Origin of the sequence: Chitinophaga skermanii (assembly GCF_003259335.1) — a bacterium.
Lineage (GTDB): Bacteria > Bacteroidota > Bacteroidia > Chitinophagales > Chitinophagaceae > Chitinophaga > Chitinophaga skermanii.
Genome location: NZ_QLLL01000002.1, coordinates 454,338 through 474,893, shown reverse-complemented (window position 1 = coordinate 474,893; position 20,556 = coordinate 454,338). Strand labels below are relative to the sequence as shown.

The 20,556-nt window shown below is 42.1% G+C and carries 21 protein-coding genes; 13 read left to right on the top strand and 8 right to left on the bottom strand.

What is annotated here, in order from left to right; all coding sequences use genetic code 11:
- Positions 1-201: 201 nt before the first annotated feature.
- The 5 genes from LX64_RS06020 to LX64_RS06000 form a co-directional block, all read right to left on the bottom strand.
- Positions 202-1,749 (bottom strand): DUF255 domain-containing protein, encoded by a 1,548-nt coding sequence (locus tag LX64_RS06020; RefSeq protein WP_158538543.1) that lies wholly within the window; start codon positions 1,747-1,749, stop codon positions 202-204.
- 8 nt (positions 1,750-1,757) lie between these two features.
- Complete coding sequence (locus LX64_RS06015; protein ID WP_211324743.1) at positions 1,758-2,051, bottom strand: DoxX family protein; 294 nt, start codon at positions 2,049-2,051, stop codon at positions 1,758-1,760.
- A 109-nt stretch (positions 2,052-2,160) separates the two neighbouring features.
- Positions 2,161-3,135, bottom strand: coding sequence for a DMT family transporter (locus LX64_RS06010; protein ID WP_111596710.1), 975 nt, complete (start codon positions 3,133-3,135; stop codon positions 2,161-2,163).
- A gap of 64 nt (positions 3,136-3,199) precedes the next feature.
- Positions 3,200-4,066, bottom strand: a complete 867-nt coding sequence (locus LX64_RS06005; protein ID WP_111596709.1) for a helix-turn-helix domain-containing protein — start codon at positions 4,064-4,066, stop codon at positions 3,200-3,202.
- Positions 4,067-4,068: 2 nt separating this feature from the next.
- Positions 4,069-5,067, bottom strand: a complete 999-nt coding sequence (locus LX64_RS06000; protein ID WP_111596708.1) for an AraC family transcriptional regulator — start codon at positions 5,065-5,067, stop codon at positions 4,069-4,071.
- 156 nt (positions 5,068-5,223) lie between these two features.
- On the opposite strand from LX64_RS06000, the gene LX64_RS05995 reads away from it, so the two are divergent.
- The 8 genes from LX64_RS05995 to LX64_RS05960 all read left to right on the top strand — a co-directional run bounded on the left by LX64_RS05995 (position 5,224) and on the right by LX64_RS05960 (position 11,070).
- Positions 5,224-5,619 (top strand): nuclear transport factor 2 family protein, encoded by a 396-nt coding sequence (locus LX64_RS05995; RefSeq protein WP_111596707.1) that lies wholly within the window; start codon positions 5,224-5,226, stop codon positions 5,617-5,619.
- 157 nt (positions 5,620-5,776) lie between these two features.
- Positions 5,777-6,376, top strand: a complete 600-nt coding sequence (locus LX64_RS05990) for a TetR/AcrR family transcriptional regulator (RefSeq protein WP_111596706.1) — start codon at positions 5,777-5,779, stop codon at positions 6,374-6,376.
- 87 nt (positions 6,377-6,463) lie between these two features.
- The gene (locus LX64_RS05985; RefSeq protein WP_111596705.1) at positions 6,464-6,994 is read left to right on the top strand and encodes a YceI family protein; all 531 of its coding nucleotides are present in this window, start codon (positions 6,464-6,466) and stop codon (positions 6,992-6,994) included.
- Positions 6,995-7,063: 69 nt separating this feature from the next.
- Positions 7,064-7,636, top strand: a complete 573-nt coding sequence (locus LX64_RS05980) for an NADPH-dependent FMN reductase (RefSeq protein WP_111596704.1) — start codon at positions 7,064-7,066, stop codon at positions 7,634-7,636.
- 10 nt (positions 7,637-7,646) lie between these two features.
- The gene (locus LX64_RS05975; protein ID WP_111596703.1) at positions 7,647-8,354 is read left to right on the top strand and encodes a DsbA family oxidoreductase; all 708 of its coding nucleotides are present in this window, start codon (positions 7,647-7,649) and stop codon (positions 8,352-8,354) included.
- A 977-nt stretch (positions 8,355-9,331) separates the two neighbouring features.
- Positions 9,332-9,706, top strand: a complete 375-nt coding sequence (locus LX64_RS05970; protein ID WP_111596702.1) for a DUF1304 domain-containing protein — start codon at positions 9,332-9,334, stop codon at positions 9,704-9,706.
- Entirely contained in the window at positions 9,706-10,275 is a 570-nt protein-coding gene (locus tag LX64_RS05965) for a Crp/Fnr family transcriptional regulator (RefSeq protein WP_111596701.1), read from the top strand. The genes LX64_RS05970 and LX64_RS05965 overlap by 1 nt, the downstream gene beginning before the upstream one ends.
- Positions 10,276-10,341: 66 nt before the next feature.
- On the top strand, positions 10,342-11,070 hold the full coding sequence (locus LX64_RS05960) for an SDR family oxidoreductase (protein WP_111596700.1): 729 nt from the start codon (positions 10,342-10,344) through the stop codon (positions 11,068-11,070).
- Here the strand turns inward: LX64_RS05960 and LX64_RS05955 are convergent.
- A complete protein-coding gene (locus tag LX64_RS05955; RefSeq protein ID WP_111596699.1) occupies positions 11,067-11,576 on the bottom strand; it encodes a GNAT family N-acetyltransferase in 510 nt (169 codons plus the stop codon). The genes LX64_RS05960 and LX64_RS05955 overlap by 4 nt on opposite strands.
- A gap of 278 nt (positions 11,577-11,854) precedes the next feature.
- Here LX64_RS05955 and LX64_RS05950 point away from each other — a divergent pair, with 278 nt between their 5' ends.
- The gene (locus LX64_RS05950) at positions 11,855-12,085 is read left to right on the top strand and encodes a hypothetical protein (protein WP_148707208.1); all 231 of its coding nucleotides are present in this window, start codon (positions 11,855-11,857) and stop codon (positions 12,083-12,085) included.
- 94 nt (positions 12,086-12,179) lie between these two features.
- Positions 12,180-12,659 carry a hypothetical protein gene (locus LX64_RS05945; RefSeq protein WP_148707207.1) on the top strand — a complete coding sequence of 160 codons (480 nt, stop codon included), beginning with the start codon at positions 12,180-12,182 and terminating at the stop codon, positions 12,657-12,659.
- Here LX64_RS05945 and LX64_RS05940 read toward each other — a convergent pair.
- Complete coding sequence (locus LX64_RS05940) at positions 12,656-13,555, bottom strand: NAD(P)/FAD-dependent oxidoreductase (protein WP_245952563.1); 900 nt, start codon at positions 13,553-13,555, stop codon at positions 12,656-12,658. The two genes, LX64_RS05945 and LX64_RS05940, sit on opposite strands and share 4 nt — an antisense overlap.
- Positions 13,556-13,663: 108 nt before the next feature.
- Between LX64_RS05940 and LX64_RS05935 the strand changes: the two genes are divergently transcribed.
- Entirely contained in the window at positions 13,664-14,659 is a 996-nt protein-coding gene (locus tag LX64_RS05935; protein ID WP_111596695.1) for an acyltransferase family protein, read from the top strand.
- Here LX64_RS05935 and LX64_RS05930 read toward each other — a convergent pair.
- Positions 14,652-15,530, bottom strand: coding sequence for a helix-turn-helix domain-containing protein (locus LX64_RS05930; RefSeq protein ID WP_111596694.1), 879 nt, complete (start codon positions 15,528-15,530; stop codon positions 14,652-14,654). The genes LX64_RS05935 and LX64_RS05930 overlap by 8 nt on opposite strands.
- A 245-nt stretch (positions 15,531-15,775) precedes the next feature.
- Between LX64_RS05930 and LX64_RS05925 the strand changes: the two genes are divergently transcribed.
- Together LX64_RS05925 and LX64_RS05920 are read left to right on the top strand one after the other, a co-directional pair.
- Positions 15,776-18,946 carry a SusC/RagA family TonB-linked outer membrane protein gene (locus LX64_RS05925; protein ID WP_317048348.1) on the top strand — a complete coding sequence of 1,057 codons (3,171 nt, stop codon included), beginning with the start codon at positions 15,776-15,778 and terminating at the stop codon, positions 18,944-18,946.
- A gap of 26 nt (positions 18,947-18,972) precedes the next feature.
- Positions 18,973-20,544, top strand: coding sequence for a RagB/SusD family nutrient uptake outer membrane protein (locus LX64_RS05920; protein WP_111596693.1), 1,572 nt, complete (start codon positions 18,973-18,975; stop codon positions 20,542-20,544).
- The last annotated feature ends 12 nt before the right edge of the window (positions 20,545-20,556 follow it).

Sequence of the window (20,556 nt, the reverse complement as noted above, 5' to 3'; positions counted from 1 at the left end):
ACATGCGGTGTAGTCGTTTTATTAATGTTGTACCCTCGTGTGTTCTATCACTCACAGGTAGGTTTAAGGTATAAATATAATCTTAATTATAAAAGCTTGTTATCCAAAAAAACTGGGTACACGATAAAAATAGTTAAAATTGTAACAATTAGGCATGTCAATTATTTCATTCCCAATGAAATGAGCAACCAATTAGGTTGTTTATTGCTCCATGGCGTAATCGTGCCATTGTATGAATACCAATCGGTTAGTTTTTACCAGTGTAGGCGCACTGCTTAATTCTACCTGTGCTAATAGCAGGCCGGGTTCGGCAATGATGTGTTTGAGCAGGCTAGGTTGTGTAAGGTAGCGAAAGATTTGCTGCGCAGTGGATTTGAAGGATTTGTCACTATTGTAACTCAACCGGTTAAAAAAGCGGCAAGCATCAATATTTTCTGCCATCACGATCCCGGGAGGTAAAACGGCATTGGCACGTTCATAGCTTTCCAAGCCGCCGGGTGGTGCCAATAAATGCGTTTGCATCCATTGGGCTAAAGCTACACTTTTATGTAAGGCCCCGGTATCGCCACTTGCTTGGTAGTACAATAAGAGCGCGTTTGCAAAGTATAATTGATCGCCGAGGGCTAGCGGGAGGTTTGTATGTTGAAGATCGTGGTAAACGCCGCCATTGGGTGCATTGTATACTGTGGTGAGGGTGGTTAGTATCTTTTTTGCCTTTTGGAGATAGGAAGTGTCGCCTGTTGCAGCCCAGCTATACAAGAAGGCTTCTGCTAATTGGGCATTCTCCTTTGCATAACAAGCACTATCTATTCTTGGAATGCCTTGGTGTAGGCGCTCAGCGGAAGAAGAGGTGAAGAAGGCCGCTGCGTGTTGACCAGCGATTAGGTCGGCATCTTGCGAATTGTAGTAAAGGCCGTTAGGAGAGGCTAAGAATGTTTGTAGATAGCTATTTATTTGGTTAAGACGCGCGAGTGTACTAGCATCTTTCTTCAACGCATAATACCGTGCATACATTTTTAAATAGCGGGCTTGTATACCCAGTAGCTTCTCGTAATGCGGGTGTTGCCAATCGCGGTTAGTAGAATACTGGTACACGCCGCCCCAAGCAGTATCATTCAAGTTGAATGATTGGGTAATGCTTGTTTGCAGCCAACGTGCTAAAATTTTATTGGTAGGTGCGGCATACATCGCGTAGTCGATTCCATCGTACTCTATATATTTCTGGCTCATGTCGTATGCGCCTAGTGTAGTGTCGAGGTAGTAATAAAAATTATCGAGTATGTATTTTTTCACTGCAGGTGTCCATGCCTGGTAGTTAATAGGTGAGTTATTTATTGTATTCGTTATAGGGGAGGAATGGAGTTGTGTTTGAAGAATGGGAAGAAATGTTTCGGGAGAAATATAGCCTGCTTCTTTGTAAACTTCGTTGCCTTCGGGTGAGAAGATGATGGTAGCGGGCCAGCCATAATCTTTGTACTTGGCGTATAAGTCGGGCCTTTTATCTTGGTTGGCGCGGGTGGGAATATAGTAATCGTTAATGTATTGAACGATGGTTGGGTTTTCGTAAGTGGAATCATCCATTACATGGCACCAATGGCACCAACTGGCGCCCAAATCCAATAACAGCGGTTTATTTTGTTGCATCGCCTGTTGGAAGGCCGATTTATCAAAGTTCTGCCAATTGATGTGTTGCCCATTAACAGGCCACCAACCTATCACGCAAAGAACCCAAAGAATATGCTTGTACACGAAGTTGTTTAACGAGATATACGTTGACTAGGCTCTATTGGTTTCGTATAAACATAAGCCCAGTAAATCAACAGTAATTGCAAAGGTAACCGTGCAAAAGCTACCCATGTTTGCGGGTGATGCTCTCGTACAAAGTTAATGGCCATCTGGATATTGGCAGGGAATATAGCTATTAACAAGGCTATCAACCCCCAAGCTGCTAGTACCCTTGTTTGTTTTACCATTAAGCCTATCCCTAGCATGATTTCTGCTATGCCGCTAATATAGATCAACGCATCGTGGTAGGGCAACCAAGGGGGCATAATGGGCCGGTAAAAGTCGATATGCCAGGAATGATTAATGCCCGCTAAACAATACAATATTCCTTGTATATATATACCAGCTTTTTTTATACAAGGAATGTACGATTATTTACGACGACAATTGCAAGCTAATCGCCGGTTTGTGCTTCACTGCGGTGTAACAATGCATACCAATACCTACGAGGATTACTAACATTCCTGCCGTACCATATATGCCGGGGAACCCAGCATGGTTCAATATCATCTCGCCAATTAAGGTGAAGAATATTTCGAAAACCTGCGTGGCTTCTATGGTAGACAGTGCAACGGGGTTGTGTTTCACCAAATGAGTAGCTTTATAAAATCCAACACCGCCTAAACAGCCACTAAAAAGCGCAGCGTAAAAGGAAGCTTCACTTTGCCCTATTGGCGGCCATCCAGTTTGTACATAGCCAATACAACATAAGAATAATAGTAAGGGCATGCATCCAATCGTTAACCCCATTACCCGTTGAACGGCATTTAATTGTAAACCACGTTTCTCTAATTCTACCATCAACTTCCTATTACCTAAAGGCCAAGCAACAGCACCTCCTAATACCAAAAAGAAACTGAGTATAACACCGCCGATGTGATCGACATGTTGCAACTTCTCAAATTGCATAATTAATACGCCCACTAAAATTAACACTGATAATAACAAGGCTCTGCGAGGTATTTTGGAACGATGATCGTTGTAAATAAATGGCGCTAATAACATCCCAGCGAGGATATTTATTTGGAAGGTGGCTGCTACTAACCATCCCGGCACAAATAAAGATGCCAATGCCAGCAATGTATACAAGGCGCCAAAACTAAGTATGCCCCATTGAATGAACAAGCCCGGCATTTGTTGTATAGCTTGCAACATGGGTTTTAGCTGCTTACTACAAAGCAATATAATACCTAGAATAGGTATAAGGAAAATACTACGCAAAGCCGCTGTCCAAGTCCAATGCCCTGTAGTGTGCGCTAGTAAACTATTAATAATAAATGTACTGGAAAGAAATAAGGACGCTATAAAACCCAAGCCAATGGCTTGTATCGTCCTTCGTTGCTCTTGCATAACAATTGTAATTTGTATATGCAAAGTTACTGGGCAAGTAAAAGTAGAGTTGGTACTATAGCTATTATGACTGGTACTTTAGCGCCACTTGTGCTCGATAACCAACCGGTGTTAACCCGGTATGTTTTTTAAAGAAGCGCCCAAAATATGCAGGGTCTTTGAATCCGAGCTGGTAACTAATTTCTTTTGCCGATAAGGCAGAAACCTGTAATAGTATTTTAGATTCAATTAAGCACCTTTCTTGAATTAATGCATATAAACTCAACCCCGAAGTAAGCGAGCAATATTTGTTTAATTGCTTGATGGGAAGATTCATTTTCTTTACATAAAAAGCTACACCGTGTTCTTGCTTGTAATATGCTTCTACAAGGCGTTTCAATTGACTGCTAATCTCTCTTTCTTTGGTACTATGTTTAGTATCTGTATGTTGTTGTGTGAATCTACGGTTGGCGGCCAACAGCAGAAGTGACACATAATGAAAGAGTATCGCTTCATCGGGTTGCCTAGCTTTTAACTCTTGTTGGATATTAGGTAGTATAGATTGGTATAGTTCCCGTGATGGGGCATCCAAATCAACAAATGGTGTATCCGTAAATGGATCAAGTAAGCCGAAGTGATCTTCCGATTTGTGCAAAGTAAGAAAGCGTTGCATAATGGTTTCACCGAAGAGAATCAATATCCCATCTCGCTCAAATTCATTAATAGTATGTACTTGCCCGGGATGAATAAAATACACCCGGTTTACCTTAAACGGGTATTGTTTAAAGTTAATGGCATGGTCGCCCTTGCCACCGGTGATCATCATCAACTCGTAATGGTCGTGACGATGAGGAATCGCCGATAAGTCATTCAGTTCCTTATGCATCCTGTACACCCTAAGGTAGTCGCCCTCCAGCAAGGCTTGTAAAGGTACTTTATTGGATTTTCGCATGGTTAATTTGCTTGCAATTGTAAACGCATTTCGCTGGGAGTATTACCTGTCCACCTCTTAAATGCGCGGTTAAAGGCGCTGATTTCATTGTATCCTAATATGCCTGCAATCTCCTTCAACGCGCTATTGCCCGCAAGGTATTGCAATGCTAGCACTTTTCTTACTTCGTCGGTCAATTGCTGGTATTTTAAGCCCTCTTCCTTTAGTTTGCGTTGTAGTGTACGTGGACTCATACCTAAGTTCGCTGCAATATCTTCTAACGACGCAATGCCTAAGTAAGCGTTTGTTACCAAGTAATTATGAATCTTCGCTTGCATGGAATCCCCATTTTGCTGTAAGGCATGAATATTAGCGAGCAATTGCTGCTGCGCAGCATGGTTAGCCGTTATTATAGGTTCCTCCCAATAAGTACTGGGAAAAGTTAAACTGAACACATCTTTTTTATAAATAGGAGCACAACGTAATACCCGTTCATACTCGCTTGGTTGGGCTATTGTATAACCAATGCGCACTTGCAAGGGAGATAGTTTCTGTAATACAAAGCCATCTAATTCGTGCACAGTGAACACGAGAAATAAGTCCATCATTTGCCGGAATGCGAGCGAATTGGTATTCCCTTTCGGGATAAACTGGAAGCTGAATTGATGTTTCTTTCGCTCGATAGTAATGCTGAATAGGTCGGTAACGAGATATGCTAAGCTGGCGGCTGTTTGTACAGCATCGCCTATAGTATCGCTGCTTTTTATGATTTCTCCAACGGTGCCTAGGGCTACTAGCTGCATGGATTCTCCGAAATGCAAACCAAACAATTCATCTCCTGTAGCATCGATAGCAGCTTGCCATAAGCGGTGCCATTGATGTGGTGTTAAGGCAGGTGCTTGTTTCTTCCTTAGTTGTTTGATGTTGAGCTGGGCAGCTTGGCAAAGGGTAGTTATGTCTACGTTTCGCTGCGCAGCATATGCTAAGAAGTGAAGGAGGAATTGTTGTTGATGTGGGTTCATGCTATAAAGTTACGTTGCAATACATTCCAAAATACGGCTGTCGTAAAATGGTAAATCTTTGTCGTGTAATGGTAATAATCACCCTGTTGCTTCCAGCTACTTTTGTACCGTACAAATAACATAACAACATTCTTTCATTACGAAAAAAAATACGATATGAACAACGCACAACAAACCGTAGAGAAATTCTTACAAGCAGTACAAACAGGAGATATGCAAACGGTAGGAGCTTTATTACACCCAGCATTAACATGGAGTCAACCCGGCCAAAACCAGTTCTCTGGCGAAAAGCGTAATGCCCAAGAAGTATTTGCCATGGTGGGCGGTATGTTCCAAGTAACCGTCAATACCCTGAAACTCGAAACAATTCAATCTATTTCCGTCAATGGCCAGCAAGTGGCCACTGTATTACACTGGACGGCTACTTTGCCAACGGGTGAAAAACTAGCGGTAGACAATATTGATATCTATACCGTGGAAAACGGGCTTATCACAAAAGTGCAAGTATTTACGGCCGACGCGGAACAGGAAGATGCTTTCTGGGGCAAATAGTGTAATTCCTAACTTTCATTGCAACCGTGCATCATACTTTCCGTAGGTATGATGCACGGCTTTTTGTTTGGAATTCGTCATTTCCAGTGCTAAAATTGGCAATTCCAGTAATTGCCGTATCTTTGCTAACACTGTTAGCGAAAATTGCAGTAGTAATATGAGTATCATAGCACAAAGGAAAGATAGGCAGAAGAAAGAGATGCGTGAAGGTATCCTCCAGGCTGCGTGGAAGATTGTGAATGAAGAAGGCTGGCAAGCCCTATCCATCCGCAAGATTGCCGATGCAATCGAGTATTCTGTGCCGGTGGTGTATACACATTTCGAGAATAAAGACGCCATTTTATTACAATTCACGAAAGATGGGTTTGCCTTGTTACAAGCGGATTTGCATGCCGCTAAGAAGGCACATCGCAAACCGAGCAAACAGCTCGAGGCGATGGCTTTGGCGTATTGGGATTTCGCGTTCTCGCAAAAAGAATACTACCAGCTTATGTTTGGACTAGGTATTCCTACTTGCGACAGGGTAGTGAATGTACCTGAAATGAAATCCTGCACCGCCGAAATGATCGAAGCTGTTAGAGATGCACTGGCTGCCGGTTCTCAATCGGAAGTAGACCCCATGCTGAAGTTCCATACATATTGGTCCATCTTGCACGGGCTCGTTTCTATTCAAATGATCGAAAGCAATCGCCCCAATTCAATGAAGGTGTTGATTCTCCAAGACGCTGTTAGCGGGTTTATTAAATCATTGGAATAGAATATACATTTTTTTTGCCCCAGTATCTAACAGTGTTAGCATAAATTTGGATGTTATTAATTTAATATTTCTTATAAAGATTATACAATGGCAATTTCTACATGGATTATTGATCCTACACACTCCGCCATCCAATTTCAAGTAAAACAATCGGTAGTGGTTGTAAATGGAGCTTTTATGAATTACAAAGGCGCCATGACTGCTGCTGAGCCCAATTTCAGCGATGCGTCTATCCATTTCGAGATGGAAGTTAATAGCATCAATACCAATTTCGAAACACGCGACGAGCACTTACGTACCGCCGATTTCTTCGATGCCAGTACGTTTCCAACTGTTACGTTCGATTCCACCTCTTTCACCCCGAAAAGCAATGATCAATACGAATTGGTTGGTAACCTTACCATTCGCGGTATTACAATACCCGTTCGTTTAGATGTTACCTATGGAGGCACTGTACAGGATCGTGCCGGTAAAACGATTGCAGGGTTTGAATTAAATGGTGTTATTAAACGTAAAGATTTCGGTATGACGTACAACGCGCTCATGGAAAAAGGTGAATTAGCGCTCGGGGAGGATATTAAAATTCACGCCAGCGTACAACTTATACAACAAGCATAATTTTTCAATTTTTATATCGTACCGGTAGGGTAGTAGCCTCCCTGCCGGGTTTTTAAAAACCTTCTTAACATGTTCAATCTAAAAATTATTACTTCCACCGTTCGCCCGGGTAGAAAAGGTCCCATTGTAGCAAAATGGATCACAGAGAAAGCTAAAGAATCTGGCGAGTTTAATGTTGAATTGATCGACCTTGGCGAATTGAATCTGCCGATGATGAACGAGGCTACACACCCCATTTTGAAGAAATACGAACACGATCATACAAAAGCATGGAGCGCAAAAATTGATGAAGCAGATGCGTTCATCTTCGTAACAGCCGAATACGATTATAATTACCCAGCACCACTCCGCAATGCCTTAGAATACTTAAGCCAAGAATGGAACTACAAAGCCGCGGGTATCGTAAGTTATGGCGGCGTTTCCGCTGGTACACGTGCTTTTGTAGGCTTAAAAGGTGACCTCAGCACTTTCCGCATGGTACCCCTAATGGAAGCTGTTCACATCCCGTTCTTCGACCAGTTCATTAATGAAAACGAAGTGTTTATTCCTAATACAAACCTCGAAAAGTCAGCAGAAACACTCCTCCGTGAATTAGTACGCTGGACGAAAGGTTTACAACTAATTAAAGCGAATAATTTCTAAACATACAAATATGAAAGTAGATATATGGTCGGACGTACGTTGCCCATTTTGCTATATTGGCAAACGTAAATTCGAACAAGCCCTCGAACAATTTGATCATAAAGAAAACATCGAAGTCGTATGGCATAGCTTCCAACTCGATGCAAACACGGTTAGCATGCCCGGCAAAAGTATTTATGAATATTTAGCCGAGAAGAAAGGGATGAGCGTAGAGCAATCGAAGCAAATGCATGCCCAAGTAACGGCTTCGGCTGCGGAAGTGGGTCTTGAATTTAATTTTGATAAAACAGTTATCTCTAACACTTTCGATGCACACCGTTTAATTCAATTGGCTAAACGTCACCACTTAGGCGATGCGGCAGAAGAAGTATTGTTCAAAGCCTATTTCACCGACGGTAAAGATGTAAGTAACCACGATACACTCATCAACCTGTTCACTAGTATTGGATTGGATAGGGAAGAAGTAGTACATGTACTAACAACAGAAGTTTTCTCCGACGACGTTCACCGCGATGAAGCCCAAGCAGTGCAATTAGGTGTGCGAGGGGTGCCGTTTTTTGTGTTGAACGATAAGTACGGCGTTTCCGGTGCACAACCTTCAGAATTATTCTTACAAGCGTTACAACAATCATATAGCGAATACAATGCTAGTCGCTTACCGCTCGATTTTTCTACGGCTATAGCTGGAGATGCTTGTGATGTGAATGGCAATTGTTAATAAGGATTAACAAAATATTTTTTGGCTGGAAGTCTTTGTAATAATGACTTTCAGCCTTTGCTAATTTTGGCAACTGCCAGGAAGGTGCACATGGAATATTATTTTTCGTACATTCAGTATGTGAATCGTCCATATTATAGCATGGATGCCAATTTTTTCCTTTTTTGTCCAATCGTATTTCAATTGTAATGGCCGCTAGGGCTTTTACTTGTTTGAATTGACTCAACATCATTAATTCCACTAGTAACGTAAATAATTGCAGGGTTTGAAAGATATTGATTTCTTTCCCGGGGAGCGGTCAATCTTGTTATACTAAGCATAACAAGTTAGCAACATCAAATTAATGCCGTCCTGGCATTAAAAAGGCCGTTCCCTGGAAAAGGAACAGCCTGTCCTAAGCATAAACAAATTAGCAATCATCAATAAAAATCTTTTGTATAGGGGAATACGCTGCCAATATGTTAAAGTATGAAACATTGAAACCGCGAAGCGGTTGAGGTGATAATCATGCGATAAGTTTTGGTTTATAGAGGATACTCCTCGTTACAGTCTACATGCGCTTACATTGCTCTTCTCGGGAACGCTGCTCGTCTTACAAGAAATCATTTACAGGGTGCTTAGGGTATTAATTACTGCGTCAACAAAAAACATTCTCTTATTTAGTTGCAATCCTGTACTTCTAATTTAATATATTTTATGGTATAAAAAATATTTTCAAGCACATTTATTAATTGTAATTCAATTGTTTAAACATGTAATTTGACGCTTTGGCGCCCCTAATATGAGTTTAGTAATGCTAAAAATATGTGGGAATGCTTGTAAACTTTGGGTTTAACAGTAGGTTAATATTTTAACTCTTCTCTATATGATAATGTATGTTAATGAAAATTCCATTTGGATACGAGCGCATTGTTTTTCATTTTAAACAGGGTTACGATTTGTTTTTTACTTAATATTGAATACCTAAAACCCGTTTCATGAATCTTATTTCGAAGATCTTTATCGCCATCGTGGCACTCGAGCATTTGTATATTTTATATATTGAAATGTTTGCGTGGACGACCATTGGTAAGAAAACGTTTCGATCCTTTCCTGCAGACTTATTTGAGAAAACGAAAGCACTTGCTGCCAATCAAGGCTTGTATAATGGCTTCTTAGCAGCTGGATTGGGCTGGTCGTTGCTGATTTCCGACCCTATTTGGTCGAAAAACGTGGCCATGTTCTTCTTAGCTTGCGTAATTGTAGCCGGTGTATACGGTGCGTTAACAGCCTCCAAATCGATTTTTATCAAGCAAGCATTGCCTGCAATTATAGCTATATTGGTGGTGTTTTTTACGAATGCTGTAAGGTAATGACCACCCAATTACTCAACTATTTCAATAGCTTATCCGCATTATCCCCGGCTGCAGCTACTAACTTATTGGCCCTTTTCCAGCCGGCAAAGCTAGAGAAGGGCGATTTTTTTGCCCGGGAAGGGCGATACGAACAACACATTGCCTTCCTGCTAAATGGGGTTACCCGTGCCTACTTTGTATCCCGCGACGGCACAGAATACAATAAAATTTTCAGTACCCAACACCAATTCATCGGCGCCTACACCGCCATACTTACCCGCCAACCCTCCCAGATCAATATCCAAGCACTCACCAACTGCGAGTTATTGGTCGCTAACTACTACGAGATCGAACAATTATTCGATCAGCACCAAGAAATTGAAAGAGGCGTTCGCAAGCTTGCTGAATCCTTTTTCATGCAAAAGGAAAAAAGAGAAATTGAACTCGTACTACTCGATGCACAAGATCGATACCGCGTATTCCAAGAAGAATATCCAGGTTTAGAAAACCTAATTCCTCAATACCAAGTAGCTGCCTACTTAGGTATTTCACCTACCCAATTAAGCCGTATACGCGCAAAGCGCTAATTTCTTTACATATGTAATTGAAAAGGAGATAGCAAGGTTGTTCCTTTGCTTCGAAAACACGTTACTATGAACCTTACAGGAAACACCGTGCTCGTAACCGGAGCCACAGCAGGCATTGGCTTAGCCATCACAGAAGCGTTACTAACCCAAGGAAATACTGTGTTAGCGGTAGGCCGCAATACCCAATTACTCGAGCACCTCGCACAGCCTACATTAATTCCCATCGCTTGCGACCTTAGTGATGCTACGCAACTACATGCGCTCGTACATACCGTCACCACGGAATATCCACAATGCAACATGGTAGTTAATAATGCTGGCGTTCAGTATAATTACGAATTACCTACCACAAGCGCCTGTGCTCCACGTATAGAAAGGGAACTTATGCTTAATTTAGAAGTACCGATCACGCTTACGGCTTATTTGCTCCCCGTGCTCATGCAGCAATCTACAGCCGCTATCATCAATATCACTTCTGCCTTAGCTATAGCACCCAAGAGATCTGCTGCTGTGTATTGTGCTACCAAAGCAGGGCTGAAAAGTTTTACAAAAAGTTTGACATACCAATTAAGTCATACCAACGTACAAGTATTTGAAGTAGTACCGCCATTAGTGGATACCGGTATGACACGCAAGAACAAAGGAAAAAAGATATCACCGGAAGCTTTGGTGAAGGAAATGTTACAAGGTTTGAAAAATGATCGCCCCGTTATTCATATTGGTAAAGCAAAACTGCTGAAAGTCTTGCACAGAATAAGCCCTGGACTCGTAGAGCGTATTATGCGCAACAACTAAACATGGTCGGTATCTAATATAGCGTAGAAATAAGTATCGTGCCAGCCGTTTTTCAAGGGCAACGATTTTCTTTTCATACCTTCGCGCAGCATACCTGCTTTTTCCATTACCCTATAAGAAGCGGTGTTTTCAACAGCACAACCCGCCTCAACACGGCGTAATTGTAGATGTTCGAACCCAAATTTTATAAGCCCGCGCAATGCTTCGGTTGCTAGTCCTTTACCCCAGTGGTGTGGATGCAATTTATACCAAGCTTCCGCGGAACGAAATTTAGGCGCTTTCATTTTAAAGGCAATAAGACCAATAAAGTGATGGGTGGCGCGGTGTTTAATAGTGAAAATGTATTCAGGTGTTTCTTTATTTTCTGCAGCTGTAATCCATTTACGCAAAACATTGGTAGTGTCTTTTATATCGCGGGGTACACCTAATGTATTGAATTCATCAACTTCCTGTATAGAATGCAAGGCATGTACAACAGCGAGGTCGTTCATGGAGAGTGCTTGCATGGTTAGGTTTTGTGTGGAAAAGGTTAGCATATAATTGATGTGTCAAATAAGTGTATGTCAATACGTGTTGTTGCGTATATTATTTTGATCGAAATACACCTATAATTTAATATTTCTTGGGATTTTGCCCCTATTTTTTAATTTAAAAAAAGACGTATATTGTAAATATACAACCTACAAATCTATATTCCATGGTACTCACTTCCTTGTCAATTTTAGCCCTGGCCTTTTTCGTGGCCCACGTTGTACTTCTTTTTACTTCGTTCGGAAAAGGGGGCATGCAAAAAACTAAGTATTTCTGGTCGCACGCAACCCTGTGGATCTGTGGCATCATCGCTTTTGCGATTACCTGGTTCTTCGCAGGAAAAGGCGAATCCAGTACAGTTGATTTGTTCGATTCTACCACTAAAAAGGTGGCCATCCTCATCCTCGTAGCTGTATTATCGTTGGTTGCACATTCCATAGTAAAACTATTGGTAATGCCGCGCTACACCACAACGAAAAAGTAATTTCACATTTACCAAGAAGGGTATTGCTGTGTATGAACAAGGCAATGCCCTTTTTTTATGCCTAAAACAGTATATTCGCGCAAAAAAAATACGCGTGCCTGCTACTTTCACCATTCATCAATTTGCAACCAACCACGAAGTACGACCTCCTATTTCTTACCTAGTAAGGAAGTATTTCGAGGAGTTTATTCAAACTAACTTATTGCAAGATAAAAAGTTACAAGTACCGCATGAGGTAGCTATCGTGTTGGACTTGTATTTTGTAGAAGATGTAGTAGGTGGTCCCAAGGAGATTTTTCTATCTCCTATTATACCCAATAAAAAGAACCAGCCTAAAAAGCCTTATATGATGCTGGTGCCACTAGGGTTGCTTAAAAATGCGCAAGATCCCCAGTCTAAAACCATGGAGCTCATGTACGAAGCTATTATGTTGCTCTGTGTGAACATTTTCCCCAAGCTGCCACCCAATTATATGGCCAACCTGGGGAAAAAGATTGATTGGAATTATTTGAAGTCGTTACCATACCCCGCGCCGCAAGCTGAACAACAATACGTCAGCGACCTCCTCGATTAAGATTCTTCCAAGTTAAAAATCAATACCCGGTTCATCATCGCTCCAGCAACAGCACCTTGTGCCACAGCTTGTGCTACGGAGCGCATGCGCGTAGTATTATCGCCCGCCGCGTAAATCCCTGGCTGCGTAGTAGCCTGAAAGCTGTCTACTTGGATATACCCATGCTCCGTCATCTCGCAACCCAATTTCGCCGGTATATCAGAATGCTGCTCAAAGAAAGGGTGTGCATACATGGCTTCTACCGCCACTTGGCGCCCATCCTGTAAAGCCACTTTCTCCAACCTTCCAAATTGATGTTGAAGCGCCACGATCGGCTGGGTTTCAATATGTATCCCAAGTGTAAGCAACTTCTCCTTTGCCGCATCGTCAAATGTAGGTGTGCCATTCGTAAATAGGGTAATATCCTTGTTCCAATGCCTAATAAACGGCACATATTCCACTGCTAGCTCACCGTTGGCAATTATGCCCACGTGTTTGTCTTTCACCTCGTAACCATGACAATAAGGGCAATGCAATACCGTAATGCCCCAACATTCGGCATAACCAGGTATACCCGGCATAATATCGCGGATGCCGGTGGCAAATAATAACAAGCGTGTTTGATGTACCTGCTGATTGTCTGTATGTACACTAAAATGCATACCATGCTTTTCAACTGTAGCAACCCGGTCCTGGGTAAACGACACAGTAGGGTATTGCAATACCTGTTTCTTCGCTTCCGCGGCAATTTGAGCAGGGGTGTCGCCATCATGCGTAATGAAGTTGTGCGAATGGGGCGTTTGCCTGTTACACGGCCTCCCGCTATCAATAATCAACGTGTTGCGAAGTGATCTTCCAAGTGCAAGTCCTGCCGATAAGCCGGCATAGCTGCCGCCAACTATAATTACGTCGTACATAAGCATGTTATTTTAAGAGTGGTAGCCTGCAAAAATACACAAATGCAACTTTGTTGCAAAAAGAAATTGCCTTTCGTATATGCATAATCTGCTATATTAGTCGCACAGATGCAACGGAACCTTACAATAGATGCCATCAAAGGCTTTGCCATTTTACTCGTCGTCCTGGGTCATGCCATCCAATACAATATGCCGGGTGCTTTCGATCAATCCATTTTGTTTCGAATGATATATTCATTTCATATGCCACTCTTTATTTTTCTAAGTGGGTATGTTAGCTTCGGCACGTTCGATGGTTCATGGAAAAAGCTACAAAAGCGTTTCGGTACTTTGCTCGTTCCTTTTTTCGCTTGGTTTATAGTATCATATTTTTTCTACTTCAACACGAAAGCTAGTTTTTTAGTTGAATTGAAACGTGTGATCATGGAGCCAGATTATGGCCTATGGTTTTTATGGGTCTTGTTTTGGTTGAACGTAATTTTATTCCTCGCTATGCGCGTAACGAAGAAGTATGAAGAGTGGGCGATGCTGGGAATTTTTGCCATAATCTATCTAGGTAAATCAGTGTTGAAAACAGGGGCCGCAGATTTCGGGTTGAATTTAATTGTGTGGTACTTGCTATTCTTTTTAACCGGTTACGCGGCGAAGAAACACCATGTGTTACGTGCCCAAGCAAAACCCTACGCCGCTATCTTGTGCGGTATACTGTATGTTGTATTGTTTGCTTATTGGGATCGCCTAAATGCGCCTATATTTATTACTCAGTTAGCTTTGCCGAAGGTCATGACTACAGCGGCTACTTTGGGTTACCGCTTCCTAGTAGCTTCAACTGCTATCTACGTATTGTATTACATCTTTGCTAAGTTGTCGATCGTAGAACGTATACAAAATGTATTCGTTTATTTCGGTACCATTTCCTTGGAAATCTATGCAACGCATTTTTATTTCTTCTCACTCATATATCTCGCTCAAGATATTCCAAACCTGCCTACGCGTATCGCCATTACTTTTATGGGCATATTAGCAGGCACGTGGGTGGTGCAATATTTATTGAAGAAAATTCCTGTATTACCACGATTACTTTACGGCAAACAGGCTAAATAAATATTCTCGTTCCACTAAAGCTTTCCCTGAATTCTTTGGGTGTACAGTTTTTCTTCTTTTTGAATATCCTGTTGAAGTTGGAAATATTATTAAAACCACAGTTATAAGCTATTTCTGCCACCGATTGTGTAGTGTCAATTAACATACGCGTAGCATGCCCCAACCGTATTTCGTTCAAACTATCGATGAACGTATTACCGGTGCGTTGTTTGAAAAAACGGCTAAACGATACATCACTCATGTTCGCTATTTTCGCCAATTCACCCAATGCAATAGGTTTGTCGAAGTTTTGGTTCATGTATTCGAGTGTTTTCTCTATTCTACGGCTATTATAGGTAAACTGCTCGCCATTGGAGAACGAGGCGTCTGATAAGATGCGCATATTCCTGGAAATGGATAAGTCGTGTAGTATCGACATCAATTCCAAGATCGAGTCAAATCCCTGCTTTTGATTCAGTAGTATAATCCGCGGGGCTAATTGCTGTATGGTTTCCTTCGAAAACAAAATCCCGCGCAGCGATTTCTCAAACATGGTACGTATAAAACTCAATTGGTTCCTACGCAAAAATCGGTCGTCAAACAAATCCTTGTGAAACTGTATCGTAATCTCTTTCACTTCTTTACTCTTGCATTGATGCGTAAACCAAGCATGCTGAACATTCGGTCCCACCAACACCAACTCCAATTCATCTATCTCTTCAATATGATCCCCCACAACACGCTTCGCTCCCTTCGCATGCTGTATAAAATTCAATTCATATTCTTCATGGTAATGTAATGGAAAGTCAAACCCGCTTTTCACTCTACTAAATATCGTAAAACAATCACTCTGCGTTAGCGGCGTAATCTCTCTTAATAACTCGCTTTTCATGGTGTGGAAAGTTGAAATAGGTAGCGTTGAATTATTCTTACAAACGAAAGTAATGCTTTTGATGTAAAAAAAATACTAGTGCAATGTTTTAGCATCAATCGATTGAAATCTTTACTGGGTAAGTGTTTTAAAAGATATTTTTTCTTGTTAATATAGTATTAGTTGAAAAAATATAAAAATAGGATAAAATAGTATTTAAGCTTAGCCCAATAGTGGTCATACTTTTGACTAAATAATCCTACGTTATGAAAATGAAATTATTCCTCGGAGTGATTTTGTGTTCCCTATGCACATGTCTTCATCTCCACGCTTTCGCGCAAAGCAAGGCAATAACGGGGTCCGTGCACGACGATAAAGGCAATGCCTTACCGGGTGCAACGGTTCAAGTAAAAGACACGAAAGTGGCCACCGTTACGGATGTGAATGGAAAGTTTTCACTCCAAGTCCCCAATGAAGGAAAGATCCTCGTATTTACTTTCATTGGTATGCAAACGCTCGAACAAACCATCGGGCAAAAATCAACCTTTAACGTGGTGCTACAAACCGCTTCCAGGAACCTTGGCGACCTTGTCGTTATTGGTTATGGCCAACAACGCCGCCAAGATGTAAACGGTTCTGTTTCTACTATTAAATCCAGTGATATCGCTAACATCGCGCAAGTAAGTGTCGATCAAATGATTCAAGGTAAGGCTGCAGGTGTAACCGTTACCCAAAACAGCGGCCAACCCGGTAGCTTAACCTCTGTTCGTATCCGCGGTGTTACCTCCTTAACCATGAACAATGAACCACTCTATGTTATAGATGGTGTGCAAGTAAGCGGCGATGGTCGTAATACAAGTACAGGCGGCCGATCTGTTGTTTCTGGTCCTTCTACTATTTCTGGGGGTGGCCAAACAGCTCTCAGTCCTTTAGCAGCGCTCAACCCAAATGATATTCTTTCTATCGATATCCTTAAAGATGCTTCTGCTACAGCTATCTTCGGCTCCCGTGGTTCAAATGGCGTTATTATTATTACCACGAAGAAAGGAAGAACTGGTATTGGTAAACTCACCTACGATGGCTATTACGGTGTGCAGCAACCTTCTAAGTATTTAGATGTAATGAACTTACGTCAATACGCCACGCTGCAAAATGAAATGGCCAAAGTATATGGCGTAGAACCCCGCCAAGAGTTCTCAGATATAAGCCTACTCGGCAATGGTACTAACTGGCAGAAAGAAATCTTCCGGAATGCACCTATGACCAGCCACAGCTTGGCTTTCTCTGGTGGTAAAGATGGTGTTAACTATTATGTGTCTGCCGGTTATTTAGATCAGCAGGGGATTGTAATTGGTTCTTATTTTAAACGCTATTCTGTACGCGCAAATATCGACGGGCAAGTAAATAGCTGGTTGAAAGTAGGTACGAATGTAACCGCTTCCCGTACAAATGAAAATATCACGGTCAACGACTTGAAAGAAGGTATCGTTAGCTTAGCACTTCAACAAGCTCCCGATTTAGCGGTGTATAATATGGATGGCTCTTGGGCTGGTCCATTAGCTGGTAAAGATGATGGCGAAGGTTCCGAAAACCCGGTCGCAAAAGCTTTGAGCATTTTGAATGGTGTTACAAGAAATAAAATCATGGGTAACATTTACGCCGATATCAATTTCTCAAAAGCTTTTACCTTCCACTCAGAAGTCAGCGGCGATTTTAATTTTGGTTCCAATACAGTATTCAAACCCACTTATAAATGGGGCCGTTACGAAAACAAAAATGCTACTTTATATGAAGGTAGATCGAATAGCATGTTCTGGTCGATCCGCAACTACTTAACGTATAATGCCACTTTCAACCAGCAACACAATATCACCGCCATGCTAGGACAAGAAGCTATGGAATCTAGCTGGGAAGGTATCTCTGCTATGCGCCAAGGTTTCTTTACCAACAACATCTACGCTATTGATGCTGGTGATGTAGCCGGTGCTAGCAATGGTGGTTATAGAGGTAGTGGTGCACAAGCATCTTACTACGGTCGTTTGTTGTACGCTTTCAAAGATAAATACGGTTTAACGGCTACCATACGTGCCGATGGTTCTTCTAAATACGATCAATTAGCGAAAAAGCAATGGGGGTATTTCCCTTCATTTGCCGCTTCTTGGAAGTTGTTCAACGAACCATTCATGAAGAACGTAAATCAATACGTGAACAATATTAGGTTGAAAGCTGGTTGGGGTATTGTTGGTAACCAAGATGTGCCGGGCTTCTTATACGGTTCTTCTTTAGCCGTAAACCCAACAGGCCTTGGTGCAGGGGTGTCTACCGTAAGAATTCCTAACCCGAATTTACAATGGGAGTCTGCTATGCAAACTAACTTGGGTATCGATTTCTCCCTCTTCAAGGATAAATTAAATGCCACTGTAGAGTTCTACAATAAAACGTCGAAAGATTTCTTATACCAACTCTCCTTACCGGTTGTTATCACAGGCGGCCCCGACTACAACGGTGGTTTGTCGAACCCCTACGTGAACCTCGGTAAAATGAATAACAAAGGTTACGACATTACCTTGAACTACCGCGCGATTGCGAAAGGCAATTTCACTTGGAATACTACGCTTACGTTCTCGCAATACAAAAACAACGTAAAAGAACTCTCTGCTACTACCACCGATATTACAAAAACACTGAACAGCGGGTTCCTTACATTCCCACTTACCCGCACCGTACAAGGTATGCCTATGGGTATGTTCTACGGTTTCAAAACAGTCGGCATCTTCAACGACCAGTCTAAGTTCGCTACGTTACCAAAGCAATTTGGTGTTGACTTCGGACAAGGGCCCGGCCAAAACTGGTTAGGCGATGTACAATATGAAGACGTAAACGGCGATGGTAAAATTGATGAGAAAGATAGAACCTTCATTGGTTCTCCACACCCGAAATTTACGTATGGTTTCATGAATAGCTTCTCGTACAAAAACTTCGATTTAAGTGTGTTTGTACAAGGTTCGTACGGGAATAAAATCTTAAACCTTACACGTGTTTCTGCCGGTGGTTTACAAAGATTATATACCAACCAATTCGCTGATGTAGCTAACTTCTACACACCGGAAAATCCAAATACTAATATTCCACGCCCACGCCGCGGCGACGATAACCCGAATCTCTTCCTCAGCGATCGCTTCTTAGAAGATGGTTCTTACCTAAGAATTCAAACGGTGAACTTAGGCTACAACTTCAGCAGCGATTTATTACGCAAAGTGCGCATCTCGCGGTTGAAAGTATACGGTAGCGTGCAAAACTTGTACACGTTCACGAAGTACACAGGCTACGATCCGGAGGTGGGTGCTTATAACGGCGATGCATTGCAATTAGGCATCGATAACGGTCGCTATCCATCGCCACGTACGTTCACTTTTGGCCTGAATGCCGAGTTCTAATTTGATGAACCATTAAAACTTTGAAGATGAAAATCTGTAAACGACATATATTTTTCTTTTCCGCGCTGATGGCACTCAGTACAGGTTGCTCGAAAGACTTTCTGAACAAACCGCCGGAAGATCAAATTGTAACGGAGAACTTCTATCAAACCGAAGAACAAGTAGCAGCGAGTACAAACATACTCTACGGCCTACCTTGGTTCGGTTTCAATACAAAAGCCTTCTGGGCCATCACCGAATTATCTGGTGGCAATGGCCGTAGCTGGTCGGGCGACGTGGTAAACTTCGGCGACCTTACCGTAACAGGCGATAACCAATTGCTCTACTCTGCATGGGAATCCCTCTATTCTGTCATTGCGCAATCGAACATGCTATTGCTCAACCTACCGAAATATGTAAACCCTGCCGTGTCAAAAGCAACGGTCAATAATGCCCTCGGTGAAGCACATTTCATGCGTGCCATGGCATACTTCTACCTCGTGCGATTATATGGTGCCGTTCCGTTGATCGAGAATAACTTGGATCATATTAACGACCCCTTCTTACCACGCCACCGCGTAGAAGATGTATATAAATTCATTATCCGCGACTTGGAATTCGCTGAAGCCAACTGCGTAAAGAAAATGCGCGGCGCTACTTATACAGCCAATGGCCACGTTTCCAGTGGTTCTGCATCTGCTGTATTAGCGAAAGTATATCTCTATTTGAAAGACTATGCGAAAGCCAGGGAAAAAGCGGAACTCGTTATCAATAGTAAAGAGTTCAAACTATATGGTACCGATGAAGTACCTGGTACTAACTACGATGGTCTTTTCCGTACAAAAAATAACAACAACGAAGAAAGTATCATCGCGTTACAGTGGACAGTTGATCTTGTAAAATATGGCCCACAAAATGGTACGCAAGCATCTTTCGCACTCAATTCTACAATTACTGGTACAGGCGATGGCTGGGCAGTAATCGGGCCTACAATCGACCTGCAAAAAGCATTCGAGCCAGGTGATATTCGTAGAAAATCAACCATCATGCTTCGCGGCGATGTATACCCAGAAATCAACCAAGCAGCAGGCGGTTACACGGTACCCGACGATGCTAATGCACAAGGTACACACGCAGCGATTAAAAAATACGTAGTAGGCACCCCGGCCGATAATGGTGGTATTGGTGCTTACCAAAAAACGGCCAACAATACGTATTTAATGCGTATGGCAGAAGTATATCTTATACATGCCGAAGCCATCTTAGCAGGCGCAACCAGTACTTCAGATGCAGGTGCATTAGCGAGCTTTAATAAAGTGAGGCGACGGGCAGGTTTAGGTGATAAGCCTTCCATTACACTCGATGATATTTTGCATGAGAGAAGAATTGAATTGGCAATTGAAGGTGATTATTGGTTCGACCTTGGTAGAATTGATCGCGCAAAAGCCATTGGTATTATCAATAACCAAGAACGTGGTACGTATAGTAACGATAGCCCACCGGTTATCTACTCTACGAAGATCACGATCACGGAAGATAAATTCTTGTTCCCCATTCCAACGAGTGAAACAACGAAGAACCCAAAATTCTTAGAGCCACCAGTGCCCTATAAATTCTAATGCATTAAAAAG